The organism is Arenibacter aquaticus (assembly GCF_003957295.1).
In the GTDB taxonomy this organism is placed as follows: Bacteria; Bacteroidota; Bacteroidia; order Flavobacteriales; family Flavobacteriaceae; genus Arenibacter; species Arenibacter aquaticus.
Window position 1 is genome coordinate 1 of record NZ_RQPJ01000007.1, and the last position, 19,724, is coordinate 19,724.

Consider the following 19,724-nt stretch of genomic DNA (forward strand, 5'->3'; position numbering starts at 1 on the left):
AATTGTCTTTCTCCACTAAATTGAACAAGGCCAAATTGGCTTAATATTTTTAGCGAAACGGTCTATACAGGATTTGGCAAACAAGGCTACAAAGAATAATGTTCCCCCATCCCCCCAATTTTTTAGTTTAGTTGGTAATGCCGGTGCTATAGAATGGAACCATACCACAAAGTCATAGATCTTTAATATGACTGGCCGTGGAAATACTGAATAAACAAATGGAAAGAAATAATGACTAAGCTTTGGTTTGGTATTGGCTATAAGCCTGCCCATTCCGATTTTTGGAGGGAGTACCAATTATGTAGTTCACCATCAAACATAAAAGTTTCGGTTAATTTTAATCCAATTTTACTGAGTATTTTATTGGACGCATGGTGGTCTATGTGGGCCGCTGCGCAAATTTGTTTTATACCTAACCGACTGAATCCGTAAATAAGGCACTCATTTGCTGTTTCTGTGGCTATACCTTTTCCCCAATATTTTCTTCTCAATCGGTATCCTAGGTCACAATAATTAAAACCTTTCCTTAATTGTTGTTCGTATTTTAGGCCTGTCCAGCCCACGAAATCATTTGTTGATTTGTGGATTATAGCCCATCTGCCTATACCGTTATCACGATATTGTTTTCTAATTAGGGCAATAGTTTGTTCCGCTTCGGCAATTGTTTTAATAGGCCTATTTCCCAAAAACTTATGGACTTGTGGATCCGAATCCAAGTCGTACATTCCAGGGGCATCAAACTCTTCCAAATCCCTAATTAAATATTGGTCTGTTTCTATATGGATTGTCATGGCAATAGTTTTTGTCCATAATTTATGAAAGGGAGGATTTAAAACCGAAGTTAACACTATTGTGTTACATATCAAATAAGTACATATTGTGGGAAAAGAATTTTAGGAATAGGTTTTTTAGGGGTATTATAGGAATGGCCCAAGGGATTCAAGGAAGCGAATAGGAGGTAGGTTTAGGGAAAAGGCCTTTTGTGCAGGAGTTATATTTAAACTTGGACTAATACAAAGCAATTTTAGGGCATAACGCTGGCATATTATAGATTTTATATTTTTTGTAATCAGGGAAGGGCCAGGGTTGTTAGCTGTATCGGTTTTTTTTGGTTCTGCATTAGTGATAGAAGCGGCATCCTTTTTTATGTAATTGGGGCTGAGTAAATGGGGTATAGGTAGTTGCACATAAAAAAGATATAGCGGAAAGCACGGCCACTTTATGTTATCCATAAAGTGGCAATGCCCATCCAAATAGTTAGAGGACGTTATCTTTGATATCCTCTACTACTTCGGGATTTAAAAGTGTACTGGTGTCGCCCAGGTTGTTCATGTCCCTACTAGCTATTTTGCGCAGTATGCGTCTCATGATCTTGCCGGAACGTGTCTTTGGTAGGCCAGAAGTAAACTGTATTTTGTCTAGTTTGGCTATGGGGCCAATATGTTCTGTAATGATCTGGTTGATTTCTTTCCGTAAATTATCGTGTTTACGTGATTCCCCAGTTTCCTTTAAGATGACGTAACCGTACAGAGCATTTCCTTTAATGTCATGCGGGAAGCCCACGATGGCCGATTCTGCCACGGCTGGGTGCTCGTTTATGGCATCTTCTATAGGTGCGGTACCTAAGTTGTGTCCAGAAACAATGATCACATCGTCTACACGCCCTGTAATTCTGTAGTATCCCACCTCGTCCCTGAGAGCTCCGTCTCCAGAGAAATATTTATTGGGGTAGGCAGAGAAATAGGTGTCCTTGTATCTATCATGGTTGCCCCATATGGTCCTTGCCATACCCGGCCATGGGAATTTGATGCAGAGACGTCCTTCTACCTGATTGCCCTTAAGCTCCTTGCCCTGATCGTCCATAAGAGCGGGTTGTATGCCAATAAAAGGTAAAGTGGCATAGGTAGGTTTCGTAGGCGTTACAAAGGGGATGGGGGTAATCATGATTCCTCCCGTTTCCGTTTGCCACCACGTATCCACAATGGGACTGTTCTTTTTTCCAATGATGTCATTGTACCAGTGCCAAGCTTCCTCATTTATGGGTTCGCCCACAGATCCCAAGACCTTAAGGGAGGAGAGGTCATGCTCTTCGGCAAAGGATATATTTTGTTTTGCCAATGCTCTTATTGCAGTAGGTGCGGTGTAGAATTGGTTTACTTTGTGTTTTTCTACAATTTCCCAGAAGCGGCCAAAATCGGGGTAACTGGGCACGCCCTCAAACATAAGGGTAGTGGCACCATTGGCCAAAGGACCATAAACAATATAGCTATGCCCGGTAATCCATCCTATATCGGCGGTGCACCAATAGACATCATTTTCGGTGTATTGAAATACATTTTTAAAGGTATAGGCAGTATAGACCAAATAACCAGCGGTGGTGTGAACCATTCCTTTGGGCTTACCGGTAGATCCTGAAGTATATAGAATAAATAGAGGGTCTTCCGCATTCATTATTTCGGGAACACAATCTAAATAGGCTTTGTCCAACAAGGGCTGTAGCCATTGATCCCTTCCTTCTTTCATATTGATCTCGGCCTGGGTACGTTTTACCACCAAAACATTCTTGACACCGGGACAGTCAACCAGTCCCTCATCTACTATTCCTTTTAGGTCTATAGTTTTGGAGCCACGATAAGAACCATCGGCGGTAATGACAATTTTACAATCGCTATCATTGATCCGGGTGGCCAAGGCAGTAGAAGAAAAGCCAGCAAAGACAACGGAATGGATGGCCCCAATACGGGCACAGGCCAAAAGTGCTATGGATAATTCAGGGATCATAGGTAGGTAAATACATACCCTATCCCCTTTTTTTACACCTTGGTCTTTTAAGACATTGGCCATTTGACAAACCCTCTGGTGCAATTGATTATAGGTAATGTGTTCGGTTTCTTCCTCAGGGTTGTTCGGCTCAAAAATGATGGCCGTTTTTTCTCCCCTTGTCAAAAGATGCCTATCGATACAATTTTCCGTAATGTTGAGCTGGGCACCCTCAAACCATTTCACTTCGGGTTTTTTAAAATCCCAGCTAAGGACGTTGTCCCATTTTTTTCTCCATAAAAAGTGTTCTTCGGCCACTTCTCCCCAAAAGTTTTCAGGTTCTCTGACCGATTTTCTGTACACCTGGTAGTACTCTTCTAAATGCTTAATGTGATAATTGCTCATCGTATTTTAAAATTTGTATAAATTTATATAAATCGGGCAAATTTGAAAGGTATCTTCAATTGAATTTATCAATTAAAGTGTATTTTTTTTATGAATATGCAAAAACCGCTAAATTCAGTATTGTCCCATAATTAGCGCAATACCAAACCAGCGGTTTTTAGCTGCTTATCATTCAAGATTTTATAAAAAGACCTAATGAAGGTTAGGTTGTGTTTTTAGTGTTCTACCGCCTTTCCCTCACCACTTGGAATTCTTATATTCTCCACAATCTCCTGAACCTGGCTAGGAGGGGCTGGGGTAAATTTATTTATGGTCAGGGCAACAATAAAGTTTACGATCATGGCTACAGTACCGAAGCCTTCCGGTGAAATACCAAACCACCATTCAGATTTATCGGGTATTTCCCCTAGCCAGCCCAATTTAAATTTGGCCATATAAAACAGCATTAGGCAAATCCCCACGATCATTCCGCCTATGGCGCCTTCCTTGTTCATTTTTTTGTAGAAGATGCCCAAGACAATGGCAGGGAAAAAGGAAGCTGCAGCCAATCCAAATGCCAATGCCACAACGGCAGCAACAAAACCTGGCGGGTTAATTCCAAAATATCCTGCAATAACCACTGCAACGGTGGCGGCTCCCCTTGCTGCCCATAGTTCGCCTTTTTCCGAGATATTGGGCTTAAAAACTTTTTTGATCAGGTCATGGGAGACCGATGCAGAAATTACCAATAACAATCCGGCCGCTGTACTCAGTGCTGCTGCAAGTCCACCTGCCGCTACCAGGGCAATTACCCAAGCCGGCAGGTTGGCTATTTCCGGATTGGCCAGCACCATAATATCATTGTCAACGATCAACTCGTTCCTGTCCTCATCTGCTACATATTGAATAACACCGTCCTTATTTTTATCGTTGAAGGTTAGCAGTCCGGTTTCTTCCCAGTTTTTGAACCAAACGGGCATCTGACTGTACTGTTCGTTACTTACGGTATCGATCAGATTCATTTTGGCAAATACCGAAACAGCCGGGGCTGTGGTGTATAGGATGGCAATTAGTAGCAGTGCGAGCCCGGCAGATTTACGGGCGTCCTTAACTCTTTTTACCGTGAAAAAACGTACAATTACATGAGGTAATCCGGCCGTACCTACCATTAAAGCAAGGGTAATGGCAAACACATCCATTACAGATTTGCTGCCATCAGTGTATTCTTCAAATCCCAGTTCGGTTGAGAGTCCGTTTAAACGATCCATGAGGTAGGTCCCAGAACCATCATTTAAGGTTGATCCCATTCCTAATTGGGGAACTGGATTACCTGTCATTTGAAAGGATATAAAAATGGCAGGAACCATAAAGGCAAAAATAAGTACACAATACTGCGCAACCTGGGTATAGGTGATACCTTTCATACCTCCTAAAACGGCATAAAAAAGTACAATGATCATTCCAATGACCACCCCTGTATTGATATCTACCTGCAAAAACCTGGAGAAAACCACTCCAACGCCGCGCATTTGGCCTGCCACATAGGTAAAGGACACGATCAAGGCACAGAAAACGGCCACCAAACGTGCCGTATTGGAATAATACCTGTCCCCAATAAAATCGGGAACCGTAAATTTCCCAAACTTTCTTAGGTATGGGGCCAGCAATAGAGCCAAGAGTACATAACCCCCTGTCCAACCCATTAGGTATACCGAGCCGTCATAACCGGCAAAGGCGATAATACCGGCCATAGAAATAAAGGAGGCCGCAGACATCCAATCGGCTGCGGTGGCCATACCATTTGCCAAAGGCGAAACCCCGCCACCAGCAACATAAAAGTCTTTTGTTGATCCTGCCCTGGACCAAATAGCGATTCCTATGTATAATGTAAAGGTAATTCCGACGAGAAGATAGGTCCAGACTTGAACACTCATAATTTAAGGTTTATTTGGTTATTTAATTGGATGGTTTTGGTATGTAAACAGGCGTTGGCCTTGAAAACAGCTTCTAAGCAAATGGTGTAATATAGATAGGGAAGACTATACGTTGTAACCGTATTTCTTATCCAACTTGTTCATAAGTCGGACATACACAAAAATAAGGACTACAAAAACATAGATGGATCCTTGTTGGGCAAACCAAAATCCCAATTCAAAGCCACCGATCTTAATGGTATTCAGGGCATTTTTAAAGAGGATACCAGCACCAAAGGACACAGAGAACCATATTGATAAAAGAATAAATAAATAACGGACATTTTCTTTCCAATAGGCAGTGGCCTTTTTTTGTTTTTCACTCATCTTGATCCTTTTTTTTTATGTTGCTGTATAGTTTAGGTAACCAAGATAAGTAATTGAATTAATATACCAAACGATATTTTTTAGCAGGGCAAATAAATGACCCCGCCATAGGAATCTCTTTTTGCGCCGGTTACCGAACTTAGGCAGTTGGGTTTTTTTTCTTCGCGCAACACTCCCATAAGGGCAAAAACTAAGGCTTCCTTAAACGCTATAAGGGTAGGTGAGGGTGCTATTACCTTTATTTTGGGGCCTAATTTTTCCTGCAGGCATTCCATTAGGAAGCTGTTTAAGGCTCCTCCACCGGTTACCAATAGGCTAGTATTGGATTTATTGTTCTGAGCTTTTATTTGCAGGGCAATTTGGTCGCAAACGTGATGTACGCAGGTGTGCAATAGATTTTCAATGCTGTCTTGGGTAGCGTCAACAAGGGGAACCACTTTTTCTACAAACCACTCGAACCCTATAGATTTGGGAAAAGGCAGTTTGTAGAATTCAAGGTTGTTAAGTTGGACCAATAACTCTTCGTTTATCTTTCCGCTACGGGCCATAGCACCACCTTCATCGTATTCCAAGTTTATTTTTTTGGTAATGTGGTTCAAAACCATATTGGCCAGACCAATATCATATGCCAGTCGCTTTCCGTCCTTTTCAAAGGAAATATTGCTAATACCCCCTAGGTTCAGGCAAAAATCATATTTTCCAAAAAACAGCCGATCGCCAATAGGTACCAATGGTGCCCCCTGTCCACCTAGGGCTACATCGTTGGTTCTAAAATCGCAAATTACCTTTATGCCACTAGTGTTGGCGAGATGCTGCCCTGAGCCTATCTGGAAGGTGAGTCCGTTTTGAGGTTGGTGGTGGGTAGTATGCCCGTGACTGGCAATAAAATCGACCTCTAGTAGATTTAAATTGATAAATTCTTTGGTTTGTTCTCCCAACCAAGCGCCATAAGTGTTGTGGAATTGTAGCAGTTGGTCTGCCGGCAGGAAAATGGAGTTTTTTAATTTATCCTGCATTTCTGCGGAGTATGATATACTATGGGTCTCATGGATTTTAAACTCCCAACCTTCCTTGGTTTCCCAAATGTGGCAATATGCTAAATCGAGTCCGTCCAAGGAGGTGCCGGACATTAACCCAATAACTTTATAAATTTTCATTGCTGTATTTTTTAGTGTTACCCAGTTCGCTAGTCCAAGTTATTCCGAAAGTATAAAAATTACCGAAATTGGTTTTTTCTCATTATTGGTCACCTCTTGAAAATGGCGAAGTAGGAGCCCTGATTTTTTAAAGATGGTTATCCAGGATTCAAAGGTACGCGCATACCACGAATGGCCATCCGTAAAATTTCCAGGGAGACCTTTCCATGAATCCTTCACCCATTGGCTTTTGTATTCCATGTTATTTTGTAATAAGAAAAAAGGATGTAGCGTTTGAATGGCGATATATCCATTTTCGGTCAAGGCCTGTCTTATTTGTTTTAGGAGTTGGGGCAGTCCTTCTTCTTGGTATAGGCTAAAATTAAAAATAGCAGCATCAAATGGCGCCTCTGGAATGGCTTTGCCACTGGTAATTTCTTCATATGACAATTGGTAAAAGGTGCCAGGGCCTTTTGTTCTGGCATTTTCCAGCAATTGGGGAATTGTGTCTAGTCCTACCACTGACTTGCCTATGTCACTAAGACTTCTGCAAAGCCAGCCTTCGCCGCAACCTACATCCAAAATTCTGGAGGCGGGAGAATTACCTATAACTTGTACAATGGCCTTGTTGGTGTGCAATCTGGATTTAATTTCCCCCTTGTCCAATACCTTGATCCATTCGCTGGCATTTTTGTTCCAGGATGCAATAATATCATTATTCATAGTTTTGGTCTTTATTAGGACCTAAGGAAACTGGTAATTTGCCTTTGGCTTCCAACTGGCCCATGAAATGTTTTATGGCAACTTCTTGAAATGCTTTAAAATTTTGGTATCCCAAAACTAGGCACTGTGCCAAATGATATGGTAGATGATGTAAAACATAGGGATTCCCAAAAACATAGAGTATCACATTCTTGGTCCTTAACAAGCTGTCTAAATCATTTAGTTCCTCCTCTTTTATTTCAAAGTTTCTTTGTGGCTTCACCTTGGGAGGATAAAGAGTAATTAATATGTTATCCTTATTTTTTTTGCCCTTATTGGCTATTAGGGATAGTTGTTCTGCAAATGAGCAATCGGGTGAAGTTCCAAATACAACTGAGGTAAAGCCTTGGTTTCTAAAGTTATCCAAAATAGGCCTGCTGCCGTGTACAAGGGTAAGACTTTCAACAGCCAATTTTTGGTTTAGTTTGTCTGTTGCCTCAATGGGACCAGGTTTATAAGTGCTATTAAAGGCTCTTTCCTTAAGTTTCCAAACCCGCTTAAAGCGTTCCTCAATTTCTTGCGGGTCTGCTTTGTCCAAGATAGATTCTATGCCTTCGGGGGTATGTTCCGCAAAACACAGAACATCATTGCCGGCGTCAAAAGCACGCCATTCCAACTCACCCTTTATAGGGAACATTTTGCTAACGCTGTGCATGTTTAAGGCATCGGAAATAACCACGCCATTAAAATTCAGCTCTTTTCGCAGGAGTCCTTTAATAATAGGTTTGGAAATGGTGGCCGGAGTACCTTTTCCGTTATCCAGGGAGGGAATGGATAAATGTCCTACCATAACACTGTCTACTCCAGATTTTATAATCTCCCTGAACGGATAGAGTTCGTTTTCCAAAAGTATCTCTTTGGATTTCCCTATTAATGGTAAGCCAAGATGGGAATCGGTAGCAGTATCCCCATGCCCGGGAAAGTGTTTGATACAACTAAAAACCCCTTCGCTTTCCGTGCCCCTAATAAACGCCATTGATTTTTTGGTGATATTAACCTTATCTTCCCCGAAAGAGCGATAGCCAATAACCGGATTGTTGGGGTTATTGTTAATGTCTACCACCGGTGCCAAGTTCCAGTGTATACCGGCTTCCCTGCAGTCATGTGCTATTTGCTGTCCTACCTTAAAGATCAACTCGTCCTGATTAGCAATGGCCCCTAGGGTTATGGCATATGGGTATTGGGGGGTGTTTTCAATGCGCATCGCCAATCCCCATTCCGCATCAATACTAATTAGCAATGGATATTTTGCCGCTTTTTGATAGCGTTGGATGAGGTCTTTTAAGGTTTTAAGGCTTTGTTTATTGTATTTTATTTTCTTTTTACCTTCAAAATTAGTGGCTGCACTGGCCCTACTGTGAAAAAAACAAAGACCGCCCACATGCTGCTCTTTTATTAGGTTTTCCAGTTCCAGAATTTCTTCTTCGGTATCATTGATGAAGGCAGCGGGCATAAATAATTGTCCCACCTTTTCCCTTATGGATAGGGTTTTTGTTGCTGTATTGTATGGGTTGGGATTAATTGACATCTTCATTGGTTTTTTTCCCGTAATCAGCGGGATAGGTTATGTATTTTAATAGAAAAAGGGCTGGTAGTGCGGCAATGACGACCCAAACAAAAAAGCCTCCGTAACCAAGCCATTCCTGTAGGTAGCCACTGATCATCCCCGGGAGCATCATACCTAGGGCCATGAAGCCGGTAGCAATGGCGTAGTGGGATGTTTTTGATATTCCTTCTGCAATATAGATGAGGTAGATCAGGAAGGCCGCAAACCCAAATCCGTAGCCAAACTGCTCTAATACCACTGTGGCTACTACGGCGACCATACTTGTGGTGTTGGTGAGGGCTAAAATGGCATACATTGCATTGGGAATGTTTAAGGCCAGGACCATGGGCAACATCCATCTTTTTAGTCCGTCCTTGGAAATTAGTACACCTCCAAGAATACCCCCCAAAGATAGCATCACTACACCAACGGTTCCATAAATGGTGCCAACGGCTTCCGTAGAATACCCCAATCCACCAGCTTGGGTACTATCCAGTAAAAAGGGTGCGGCCATTTTTACCAATTGCGATTCTCCAAGACGGTAACATAAAATAAAAGTCAGGGCCAAACCTATATTCGGTTTCTTAAAGAAGGAAATGAAGACCTCTAAAAAACCTTCGGGTTTTTGCTGAACAACGGCATTGGACGACTCATATTTTGGGGTAACAAAAAAGTTGGCCACGGTAAGGGATAGCATCAAAAGGGCAGAAGCGATCATGGTAACGGACCAGGCTTTGGTATTGTCTCCATAATAGTTTTCCAAGAATCCGGCAAGGATAACAATGAGTCCCTGGCCGGTTATCATAGCCAAGCGATAGAACGTACTTCTCATACCAACAAAGAAGGCCTGTTTTTTCTCGGTAAGCCCCAGCATATAATATCCGTCTGAGGCAATATCGTTGGTTGCCGAAGCAAAAGCGGCCATCCAAAAACAAGCCAGAGTGGTTGTAAAAAATATATTGGTAGGAATGGTTAGGCCTACTCCCAAGATGGCTAGGGAAATTATTAACTGCATGGCCAAGAACCATTTTCTTTTAGTGCCATTTAGATCAACAAATGGACTCCACAGAGGCTTTAAGACCCATGGAAGGTACAACCAGCTCGTGTACAAACCGATATCTGAATTACTGATACCCAGTTTTTTATACATTATTACCGAAACTGTTACTACAAGCACATATGGGATGCCCTGTGTAAAGTATAAAACAGGTACCCATGCCCACGCTCCTTTGTCTTTTTGAATCATTTTATTCAATTTTGCTGTTCAAATTGTGCTTTTTATTTTTATTGAGATGACGAAAAATGGCTCTTTTTTCTACGTGTCAATTTTGATAATTTTAGGTTTACTTTCCTGTCCAAACCTGTTTATAAAAGTTAGCGCCATATATTTTTTCCCTTTTAACAACGAGCTGTTGACATTAAAATTTCCTGAGTTCGGAATAGGTATTTTAGCTAGGAGTTGAAGGGGGGTATCCAAGTTTAATTTGGACTCCTTTTTGGAAGCATAGATAAGTGCATATCTTAGCTCATTTATGTTATCGGCAGTAATGCTAAATTGTAGGGCCCCATTATTTTTTTCGAATTTGGATGGGATAGTGTTATTCCCAAAAGTGTTTTGCTGCAACGGGGACCTTGGTGGAAGGGCAATGTTCTGGTAATATTTTTTTTTCAATATTCTTAGCACGTCCTCTTTGTTTGTCATTAGGGATTTGGCGCTAAAAAATACATTTCCCAGAACATTTTTATAGTTACGAGCTAGTTTTAATTGATTGGGAAGTTCTCTTTTTTTGTTCCAAGCCTTGTCGCTGTTGTTTCTTATCTTATAGGGTCCGTTTCCGATGTACAGGTTGGTGTTTTTACTATTCTTGGACCACCAGTCTACGATCTTGCTATGGGAGGCTACGGGTAGGTCCATGCTCCAATAGACCTGTGGTACTAGATAATCTATCCATCCTTTTTCCATCCATAATAAGGGATCGGCATAAAGGTCCTCATAGGTGGTCTGTCCAGCCTTGGTGTCGGACCCTTTGGGGTCCGTGCTTTTATTTTTCCAGACGCCAAACGGGCTAATACCGAATTGCACCCAGGGTTTTTCTTTTTTTATGGCATGGTGAACATTTTTCACCAAGCTGTCAATATTGCTTCTTCGCCAATCGTCCAAGGTCTGCTCTGGGAGGCCGTATTTAGAATAGGTATCGGCGTCATCAAAGACCTCCTTGTTAATTTTATAGGGGTAAAAGTAATCATCGAAATGCACGGCATCCAAGTCATAATTGCTAACTACTTCTTCCATTATATTGGTCAAGTGTTGTTGTACTTCTGGTAGTCCGGGGTTGTAATAGTATTTTTTTCCGTATTTCAACATCCATTCGGGATGTTGGTGAAAATCATGGTCTTTACTTAGAACCTCGATTTTACTGTCAAAGGTTGCTCGGTAGGGGTTAAGCCAGGCATGGAATTCCATCCCTCTGCTATGTGCCTCATCTATCATCCACTTTAGAGGATCAAAATAGGGGTTGGGGGCTACTCCTTCATGTCCGGTAAGGAATCTGGACCATGGAGCGTATTGGGAGGGATAAAAGGCATCACCAGCTGCCCGTATCTGGACGATGACGGCGTTAAAATTTAAATCCTTGTAAAAATCCAAGATATTGAGATAGTCCTTTTTTTGTTTTTCAATACTGTCCAAGCTGTGCTTTGGCCAGTCAATGTTGGCCACTGTGGCGATCCAGACTCCCCTGAATTCGTGTTTGGGTGTTGGAATGGAGGGTTTGAATATAGAGCATGAGGAAAGCGTTAAGACGATTAAAAGGGCTAGTTTTTTAAGCATATAAATTAACAATTTAAACAAATGGCCTAGCATTTAAGTATAAATGTAGGCCATTTGTAAACTAAAACAATATTTCTTTTAAATTGATGGATCGGCCGGGGTGTTGCTATTGTTATCCCTTTCTGTGTTGGGGTAGGGGTAAAAGTTTCTGTTCCTTTCGTCGGTGAAAACTTTTGCATTAGGACTAGGTTCTGGGCGACCAAATCTTCTGCTGTCCTCAAGACTGGTTCCTGTTAGGAAAAGCTCCAATCTTCTATTAAGGTAAACCTCATCCAATAAAGTATCTGCGGACATATCACCGCTATATTCCTCTAGATTGGCATTTACTCCAAATGCATCGTCGTTATCTGTTCTAACATCATTAATTGCTTCAATCGCAGCTGGGATATCTGCAGAAGCCTTTCTCAGATTTGCTTCTGCTATTATTAAGCTCATCTCATCGGTCAGATATACGGGAATAGATTCTGTTCCACTTTCCTCATCAAAAAATCCTGCCAAATCTTCAATTGGCAATTGATTGATGTTCAATTCATCCAAGGGTGATAAATAGAAGGCGATACGGCCATCACTAGGGTCTACGGAAAAAGAATCAGGTAGTCCGAAATTGTCTCTTGGCTTAAAATTGGAAACCCCATTTTGAAATACCCTACTCCATACAGGATTTAGATTTTGTGAGTCATAGGTAAAAACAGAGGTAGACGATTGATCTACGGCGTTGGCTGCTGAGATGGCAGCGTCATAATTCCCAGCAAACAAATTGTATCTGGCGGACATAGCCAAAAGGGTGTTTTCCAGGTCGATGTTACCTCTTAGAATCTCTGAGCTAAATTCGTCAGAAACAGGAGTTGCAGAAATTAAATTCCGGGCTTCATTTAAAAGGGTTACAGCGGTATTGAACGCCTCTGTTCTTGTAACAAAAGGAGCATCCCCCTCATTACTGATGGCTACTATTACCTGTTCGTAATTTTGGGCCATACTGCCTATGGCCATGGCTTTAAACAAATTGGCATAAGCAACAAGCCCACTTTTGGTTCCATCGTTAATATTTAAGTTCGGAGCATTAGCTGCGATATCCTCGGAGATCGACATCACCCGTAACATGGTGGACCATAGTCCAACAATATTAGAAGTAGAATTGGGTATGTCCCCACCATCCTCTAGATCTATCATATTTTGAAAGGTAGTGGTGATACCTACTTCCCTAGTTGTAACTGCTGGTGTTTCCACAATCCACCTTAAACCTGTGGTGGAGTATAATTGTTGCATGCCGATGGCCGCGGCCAAGATACCTTCTCTTGATGAAAAAACTTGCGCATCCGTAGCAGCATTGGGGTTCTCAAAATCGGTTTCGCATGATGATAACACTAGTATGGTCATCAATAATGCAATAGCCTTTACATTAAATTTTATATAATTTCTCATTGTTGTTTTTTTTAAGATTAGAAACTAACGTTTACTCCAAATTGATACGTCCTTGGGATTGGCACGGTAGCGAAATCAAATCCTCTAACTCCATTGCTCTGTCCGGCAGCACTAACCTCTGGGTCCCAACCGGAGTAATCGTCCCAAGAAAAGAGGTTTCTACCTACTAAACTTAGTTCTACATTGTCTATAAATCCTGATTTTGGAATAAAGTTATAACTTAGGCTTATTTCCCTTAGTTTAACAAAAGAGCCATCTTCAACAAATTCTTCAAATATATTGGCTTGAGCCCCCCCATATCCTTTAGGTAGGTTGCCTAGCAATTCCTGCCCAACATTGTATCCTCCTCCAAAAAGTACATTGTCCAATAATCTTCGGTTCCAGTTGAAAACCTCGTAGCCTTGAACAGCATCGAACTGCACTCTTAGTGAAAAATCCTTATAGTTTACTTCATTGATCAATGATCCAAACCAATCTGGATTGGGATCGCCAAGTACTTTGGAAGATTCACCATCTTCAGTGGTACCTCTATAGGGATACCCATCGGCATCCAAGGCTATACTACCGTCTTCGTTCCTAGCATAGAATTGTCTGTAGAATACTCCTATAGGTTCTCCTTCAATCACATAATTAGTAGAGAAACTTCCGTCCAAGGTAAGTCTACCTCCCCCAGCGACATTGGTAACTTCGTTGTTGTTCTTGGAGAAAGAAGCGATAATGTCCCATGTAAGATTTTCATTTTTTACAGGTGCGGCTCTAAGAAGCAATTCTACACCCTTGTTCTCAAGATTACCTACATTTTCAAACCTGGAACTAAACCCAGTTGAAGGAGCAAGTACCCTTGGCAGTAATAGGTCTGTTACTTTTTGGTGATAATAGGAGAATTCCAACCCTAATCTGTTGTTAATAAAACCAGCATCGAAACCTATTTCAAGTTCATCCTGCCTTTCTGGTTTTAGGTTTTCATTTCCTTGTGCCGTTGAAGGAATAAGGCTTACTGCTCCATCAATAGAAGAAGGGGAGTAAACAGAAAACCTGTCAAAAGCGCCCAAAGCAGTTAGGTTACCTGCTTGTCCCCAAGAAGTTCTTAACTTAAAGGAATTAAAAGAATCAGAAAAAGTGGTTTTCCAGAATTCTTCATCGGATAGGATATAGGAGGCACTCGCTTTAAAATATAACTGGTTGCGTTCGTCTTCTCCAAAAGTGGAGGCGCCATCCATCCTTACTGCTCCATTTATGTACAACTTGTTCAAATAGGAAAATGATTGCTGTAGAAAGGCACCCCAATACGATATTTGTGATCTTGATTCGCCCTGTTCCAATAAACTCCCTCCGGTAGCGGTTTGTACCACGGGAGGTAGGCCCGTAGCGCTAATTCCTACTCGGTCCCTTTCCTCGTACTGCCATGAGCCACCGGCAGTGGTGATTGAATTGATGCTCTCTGAAAGATCTCGTCTATAGGTTAAGTTTAAATCACTATTGTATTGAAAACTATTTAAATCCGATCTTCTGGAAAATCCATCTGGTACGGTTGAGGTGTTGTTGATAGGTATGAAGGCAAAGGCAGATTGGTTGTAGTAGTCCATTCCCAAAGTATATTTTGCCGACAAATGCTCATTAAACCTACCGTCCAAAGCAATACTGGTGATTATACGATTTGTTTTCTGATTAAAATCGAATCTGTCTACTGCCTCCATAGGGTTGGTACGTGCCACTAAAGGAGAAGTAACAGGATATACGCCAGATTCATCCGGGGTAGGATCAATTGAATTATCACTGAACAAGAATCCGGTGATTGCCCCGTAAGCTGAATTGATACCACCATTTGGAACATCGTTACTTATACTTCTTACGTAGTTAAAACCTCCTGTAATATCTAACCAATCAAATGCTTTCTGGGTTAAATTGGCTTTAAAACCATAGCGCTTAAAGTCGGTGTTCTGAACTATTCCTTCGTTATCCAAATGGGAGGCTGAAAGGAAATAGGAAGTCTTGTCATTACCTCCGTTTACGGAAAAGTAATTTTCCAATCCATAGCCAGTGTCAAAAATGGCGTCTTGAAGGTCATACCTTTCTACAGCTACAGTGGTAAGATTATTTCTGTCCGTAGCAACTTCCCATGCTAGGGGGACTGTATTGTAGTCTATTTTTTTTCTTAGTTCATTTAGCCTTACATTGGTCATAAAGGTAAATTTAGGTTCACCAGATTTACCTTTTTTGGTGAAAATCTGTACCACTCCATTACTCGCCCTTGAACCGTAAATTGCTGCGGCTGCTGCTCCCTTGATAATTTCTATTTTATCAATGTCATTTGGGTTTAGGTCTGCCAGTCTATTTTGGGAATTCCCTCCCAGATCAATCAGTTCGTTACTGGAGTTGCTAATGATTATACCATCTACTATATAGAGTGGATCTGAACTTCCGGAAATTGTGCTGGCACCTCTTAATCTAATACTGATACCCCCAGCTGGATCACCTGAATTTTGTTGTACCAAGGCCCCGGAAACCTTTCCTGCTATGGCCTGGTCTACCTGTGTAGCTCCATTATTGGTCAAATCTTTCGATTTAACAGAAGCCACAGCATTTCCTAATGATCGTCTATTGGCCCCGGTACCGGTACCGGTAACAACTACTTCATCTAGACTTAAAAGGTCTTCCGCCAATACAATATCCTTCACTAGATCATCCCCGGTAATGTTGATGGTGATTCTCTGGGTAGTAAAACCTAGATAGCTGGCGATAAGTGTATAGTCCTTATTTTCCAATTGGGCATTTAGACTATAGTTCCCATCAAAATCTGAAACTGCACCAAAGGAAGTGTTTTCAATAAATACCGAAGCACCTGCTACTGGAATACCAGAACCGCTTTCGGTGATAGTTCCGCTAATTGTAATGGGAGACTGTTGCCCAAATACCGTTGTACTCATTGCGAGCAATACCCAAAATAGTATATGACCCGACAATTTTCCCCTCACTGTTTGAAATGTTTTCATAGACTTTTGGAGTTAATTTGAAATAATTTAAGTTGTTATTAGACTTCATGTTGCATCCAAATGTATGCAAAAAACTGCAATAATTGCAATTTCTTGCAGTTTCTTCTAAAAAAATTTACTTTTGCAAAGAATTAGTGGGTTGTTTGCAATATTTTGCGCATATTGAAGCTGTATTATAAATTTGTGATAATATTATGTTGAAAGCCGAGAGAAAGCAGGTTATTTTAAATGAGGTTAGGATTCATAACAGGATATTGTTTTCCGATATGGCTGAACTATTGAATGTTTCCGTAGATACCATTCGTAGGGATATAACAGAGCTCAGTGCTGCCAAAAAATTAAAGAAAGTACATGGTGGGGCCATATCTTTGGGTTTTAACAACTATCATGTAGAAAACCGTGAGATTTATTCCTTGGAAAATAAATCCCGCATTGCGAAAAAGGCCATTAATTTATTAAAGAACGGGCAGGTAATATTAATTAGTGGGGGTACTACCAATATGGAAATTGCTAGGATGTTTCCGCCTAATATAAACATCACATGTTTTACCCCTAGTTTGCCCGTGGCAGTACAATTACTTTCCAAATCCAATGTGGAGGTTATTCTAATAGGTGGAAAGTTGTCCAAGGACTCTCAAATTGCAGTAGGGGGGAGTGCAATTAATATGTTACACGATATAAAAGTTGATTTGTGTTTCTTGGGAACAAATTCCATTGATGCCAATAATGGGATAACCGAGTTTGACTGGGATATAGTACAAATGAAAAAGGCAATGATACGGGCTTCAAAAAGAATAGTGTCCCCTGCTATTTCTGAGAAATTTAGTTCTACACAGCGCTATAAAATATGTAACTTGGAAGAGATAGATGTTTTAATTACCGAGTTGGAACCTACGGATGGACAGCTGGAAGTATTTAAGAAAGCTAATGTACAAATACTTTAATTTGATTCTAGCAACTACAGTGTACATGTATTGGAACTGGATCGATAATTAAAATTTCATATGTTTGTTGTTCTGGGCCAATGCCATTAATTAGATTCAAATTGATAATAGCCTTATTGCGCGAAGTACCAAATACAAACCGTATAAAGGTTTGTTGATGAATAGTCAAGTCAGGGATATAATGATGTAAGACCAAAGCTTAAAAAACCATTTTAAAAATAAACAATACCAACATTGAAGTATGCAAGAATATAAAAAGATTACCGAATCGCCATCCAATTATTCGGATTTGGAGTTAATGGATACCGCTTCTATCCTTGAAAATATGAACAAGGAAGATAAACTAGTGGCAGATGCTGTAGAATTGGTTATACCCCAAATCACCAAATTGGTAGATGCCTTAAAGGAAAGATTTGATAAAGGGGGGAGGTTGTTTTATATAGGAGCGGGCACCAGTGGGCGTTTAGGTATTTTGGATGCCTCTGAAATTCCTCCTACTTTCGGTTTATCCCATGATTATGTTATCGGATTGATCGCAGGCGGTGATACTGCCATTAGAAAAGCTGTTGAGAATGCAGAGGACGATGCCAGCCAGGCTTGGGAAGATTTAAAAGCATACGACATTACAAAACACGATACAGTAGTGGGAATTGCGGCTTCGGGTACTACCCCTTATGTAATAGGCGGCGTAAAGGAAGCTTCTGCCAATGGATTATTGACCGCTTGTATAACCAATAACCCAGGATCTCCATTGACCAAAGCTGTAGAGATTCCTATTGCCGTTAATGTGGGGCCTGAATTTGTTACGGGCAGTACCAGAATGAAAAGTGGGACTTCGCAGAAGTTGGTCCTGAACATGATTTCTACCGCCTTGATGATCAGGATAGGTAGGGTGAAGGGCAATAAAATGGTGAACATGCAACTTACCAACGAAAAGTTGGTAGACCGTGGTACCCGTTACTTGGTAGAAGAACTGAAAATTGAGTATCCCCAAGCAGAGGAATTATTAAAAAAATACGGCTCGGTAAAAAAGGCCATTGACGCCTATAAGAATTAGGACTATTCCATAATGTTCATAGTAACCTCCTCGGGGGTTACTATGGAATCACTTTTATTGCCCCATGAATTAAGGATGTAATTCATTGCATCCGCAATTTCCTCATCCTCCAATCCCATAGGGGGCATAATGTTGTCATACGCTTTCCCATTTACCAATATATATCCTTGCTGACCGTATTTGATACCACGAATACTTTCTTCTCTTTTCTGGAGTAAAAAATCGGAATTTGCCAACGGGGGGAATGTTCCTGATACTCCTTCTCCATTGCTCATATGGCAATTAACACAAAAGTCGTTATAAATATCCTTGCCCCGTTCCATACTGGCCTTCAATGCCGTGTCCTGGTCTTGAAAGAGGGTAAAGGATAACAAGGTGATGGTGGTAAAATAGAGTAAAATAAGTAGTTTCATATTTTATTTTCTGCAAAGATTATGTGGTGGAAAATTATTTATTTGGAACTAATTTATAGATACCCTTACCTTCAACAGCTACATAGATATAACCGTCCGGGGCCTGTTTTACATCGCGGACCCGTCCCAGATCTGGCATCAACTTTTCTCTGTATACAACCTTATTTCCTTTTAGTTCTAGCCGCTCCAGATATTGAAATTTTAAAGAGCCTATCAATAGGTTGCCTTTCCATTCGGGATATTTATCCGAGGTAACAAAAGTCATACCACTTGGAGCAATGGAAGGGACCCAATAATGTAGGGGCTGCTCCATGCCTTCCATTTCCGTCTTGTCCGTAATAGGTGTCCCGCTGTAGTTAATACCATAGGTTATCACCGGCCAACCGTAATTTTTACCCTTTTCAATTATATTTATCTCATCACCACCCTGTGGGCCATGTTCATTGTCCCATATCTCTCCTGTCATCGGATTTTTTACCAGGCCTTGTGGATTTCTATGGCCGTAGCTAAAAATAGCTTCCTTGGCCCCAGCGGTACCTACAAAGGGGTTGTCTGCCGGAATACTGCCATCTGCGTTGAGTCGGTATATTTTGCCTCCATCCCTAGTAAGGTCCTGTGGGTTAACATCGCGAGCTCCTCGTTCCCCGATGGAAAAGTAAAGATAGCCCTTATCATCAAAGGCGAATCTGGAACCAAAATGCTGTCCTTTGGTGGTATTTGGCGTTGCCTTGTAGAGCAATTCGTTGTTAGTAAGATTATTACCGTCAAATTTAGCCCTCATGATAGCGGTATTGCCTCCTTTGTCCTCTCCTTCCTCTGAAGCATAGGAGATATATATCCATCCATTATTTTTATAGTCGGGATGCAGGGCAATGTCCAATAATCCACCTTGTCCTCTAAGATATATCTTGGGAGAATTGCCTACAACTTTTTTATTACCATCTTTAAAATGAATTAATTCACCAGATTTTTCGGTGATAAGCATACTCCCATCGGGAAGAAAGGCCATTCCCCACGGAATCTGCATTTCATCGATTATCAGTTCCGCCTCAAACAGGCTTGTTTTTGGGGTATTTACTTCATTTTCACCTTGTTGTGCGCAGGAAAAATTCAATGATATTAGCGCAATAAATATTTTTAAGATACTATTTTTCATAATCAATCGTTAAATAATTAT

General features: G+C 41.0%; 15 protein-coding genes. 2 read left to right on the plus strand and 13 right to left on the minus strand.

Going from position 1 to position 19,724, the window contains the following annotated elements:
• Positions 1-257 precede the first annotated feature (257 nt).
• The 11 genes from EHW67_RS12335 to EHW67_RS12385 all read right to left on the minus strand — a co-directional run bounded on the left by EHW67_RS12335 (position 258) and on the right by EHW67_RS12385 (position 16,133).
• Entirely contained in the window at positions 258-791 is a 534-nt protein-coding gene (locus EHW67_RS12335) for a GNAT family N-acetyltransferase (protein WP_126162702.1), read from the minus strand.
• A 466-nt stretch (positions 792-1,257) separates the two neighbouring features.
• Positions 1,258-3,165 (minus strand): acetate--CoA ligase, encoded by a 1,908-nt coding sequence (acs, locus tag EHW67_RS12340; RefSeq protein WP_126162703.1) that lies wholly within the window; start codon positions 3,163-3,165, stop codon positions 1,258-1,260.
• A gap of 215 nt (positions 3,166-3,380) precedes the next feature.
• On the minus strand, positions 3,381-5,078 hold the full coding sequence (locus tag EHW67_RS12345; RefSeq protein ID WP_126162704.1) for a sodium:solute symporter family protein: 1,698 nt from the start codon (positions 5,076-5,078) through the stop codon (positions 3,381-3,383).
• 105 nt (positions 5,079-5,183) lie between these two features.
• Entirely contained in the window at positions 5,184-5,444 is a 261-nt protein-coding gene (locus tag EHW67_RS12350; RefSeq protein WP_126162705.1) for a DUF4212 domain-containing protein, read from the minus strand.
• An 80-nt stretch (positions 5,445-5,524) separates the two neighbouring features.
• Entirely contained in the window at positions 5,525-6,601 is a 1,077-nt protein-coding gene (locus EHW67_RS12355; protein WP_126162706.1) for an anhydro-N-acetylmuramic acid kinase, read from the minus strand.
• Between the two features lie 39 nt (positions 6,602-6,640).
• Complete coding sequence (locus tag EHW67_RS12360) at positions 6,641-7,303, minus strand: class I SAM-dependent methyltransferase (RefSeq protein ID WP_126162707.1); 663 nt, start codon at positions 7,301-7,303, stop codon at positions 6,641-6,643.
• Positions 7,296-8,870, minus strand: a complete 1,575-nt coding sequence (locus EHW67_RS12365; protein ID WP_126162708.1) for a glycoside hydrolase family 3 protein — start codon at positions 8,868-8,870, stop codon at positions 7,296-7,298. The genes EHW67_RS12360 and EHW67_RS12365 overlap by 8 nt, the downstream gene beginning before the upstream one ends.
• A complete protein-coding gene (locus EHW67_RS12370) occupies positions 8,860-10,134 on the minus strand; it encodes an AmpG family muropeptide MFS transporter (RefSeq protein WP_202911971.1) in 1,275 nt (424 codons plus the stop codon). The genes EHW67_RS12365 and EHW67_RS12370 overlap by 11 nt, the downstream gene beginning before the upstream one ends.
• A gap of 69 nt (positions 10,135-10,203) precedes the next feature.
• Positions 10,204-11,718: a glycoside hydrolase family 10 protein gene (locus EHW67_RS12375; RefSeq protein WP_126162710.1), complete on the minus strand. Its 1,515-nt coding sequence runs from the start codon at positions 11,716-11,718 to the stop codon at positions 10,204-10,206.
• 78 nt (positions 11,719-11,796) lie between these two features.
• Positions 11,797-13,140: a RagB/SusD family nutrient uptake outer membrane protein gene (locus tag EHW67_RS12380; protein WP_126162711.1), complete on the minus strand. Its 1,344-nt coding sequence runs from the start codon at positions 13,138-13,140 to the stop codon at positions 11,797-11,799.
• Between the two features lie 17 nt (positions 13,141-13,157).
• Positions 13,158-16,133, minus strand: a complete 2,976-nt coding sequence (locus tag EHW67_RS12385; RefSeq protein WP_126162712.1) for a SusC/RagA family TonB-linked outer membrane protein — start codon at positions 16,131-16,133, stop codon at positions 13,158-13,160.
• Between the two features lie 194 nt (positions 16,134-16,327).
• Between EHW67_RS12385 and EHW67_RS12390 the strand changes: the two genes are divergently transcribed.
• Positions 16,328-17,077 (plus strand): DeoR/GlpR family DNA-binding transcription regulator, encoded by a 750-nt coding sequence (locus EHW67_RS12390; RefSeq protein WP_126162713.1) that lies wholly within the window; start codon positions 16,328-16,330, stop codon positions 17,075-17,077.
• Between the two features lie 241 nt (positions 17,078-17,318).
• Positions 17,319-18,134 (plus strand): N-acetylmuramic acid 6-phosphate etherase, encoded by an 816-nt coding sequence (locus tag EHW67_RS12395; RefSeq protein WP_126162714.1) that lies wholly within the window; start codon positions 17,319-17,321, stop codon positions 18,132-18,134.
• Between the two features lie 2 nt (positions 18,135-18,136).
• Here the strand turns inward: EHW67_RS12395 and EHW67_RS12400 are convergent, their stop codons facing one another.
• Positions 18,137-18,547, minus strand: coding sequence for a c-type cytochrome (locus EHW67_RS12400; protein WP_126162715.1), 411 nt, complete (start codon positions 18,545-18,547; stop codon positions 18,137-18,139).
• 34 nt (positions 18,548-18,581) lie between these two features.
• A complete protein-coding gene (locus EHW67_RS12405; protein ID WP_126162716.1) occupies positions 18,582-19,703 on the minus strand; it encodes a PQQ-dependent sugar dehydrogenase in 1,122 nt (373 codons plus the stop codon).
• Positions 19,704-19,724 lie beyond the last annotated feature (21 nt).

Bases quoted from the DNA above. Each gene is read 5' to 3' on its own strand.
- EHW67_RS12335 (WP_126162702.1), bottom strand. From the start codon at position 791: ATGACAATCCATATAGAAACAGACCAATATTTAATTAGGGATTTGGAA.
- acs (WP_126162703.1), bottom strand. From the start codon at position 3,165: ATGAGCAATTATCACATTAAGCATTTAGAAGAGTACTACCAGGTGTAC.
- EHW67_RS12345 (WP_126162704.1), bottom strand. From the start codon at position 5,078: ATGAGTGTTCAAGTCTGGACCTATCTTCTCGTCGGAATTACCTTTACA.
- EHW67_RS12350 (WP_126162705.1), bottom strand. From the start codon at position 5,444: ATGAGTGAAAAACAAAAAAAGGCCACTGCCTATTGGAAAGAAAATGTC.
- EHW67_RS12355 (WP_126162706.1), bottom strand. From the start codon at position 6,601: ATGAAAATTTATAAAGTTATTGGGTTAATGTCCGGCACCTCCTTGGAC.
- EHW67_RS12360 (WP_126162707.1), bottom strand. From the start codon at position 7,303: ATGAATAATGATATTATTGCATCCTGGAACAAAAATGCCAGCGAATGG.
- EHW67_RS12365 (WP_126162708.1), bottom strand. From the start codon at position 8,870: ATGTCAATTAATCCCAACCCATACAATACAGCAACAAAAACCCTATCC.
- EHW67_RS12370 (WP_202911971.1), bottom strand. From the start codon at position 10,134: ATGATTCAAAAAGACAAAGGAGCGTGGGCATGGGTACCTGTTTTATAC.
- EHW67_RS12375 (WP_126162710.1), bottom strand. From the start codon at position 11,718: ATGCTTAAAAAACTAGCCCTTTTAATCGTCTTAACGCTTTCCTCATGC.
- EHW67_RS12380 (WP_126162711.1), bottom strand. From the start codon at position 13,140: ATGAGAAATTATATAAAATTTAATGTAAAGGCTATTGCATTATTGATG.
- EHW67_RS12385 (WP_126162712.1), bottom strand. From the start codon at position 16,133: ATGAAAACATTTCAAACAGTGAGGGGAAAATTGTCGGGTCATATACTA.
- EHW67_RS12390 (WP_126162713.1), top strand. From the start codon at position 16,328: ATGTTGAAAGCCGAGAGAAAGCAGGTTATTTTAAATGAGGTTAGGATT.
- EHW67_RS12395 (WP_126162714.1), top strand. From the start codon at position 17,319: ATGCAAGAATATAAAAAGATTACCGAATCGCCATCCAATTATTCGGAT.
- EHW67_RS12400 (WP_126162715.1), bottom strand. From the start codon at position 18,547: ATGAAACTACTTATTTTACTCTATTTTACCACCATCACCTTGTTATCC.
- EHW67_RS12405 (WP_126162716.1), bottom strand. From the start codon at position 19,703: ATGAAAAATAGTATCTTAAAAATATTTATTGCGCTAATATCATTGAAT.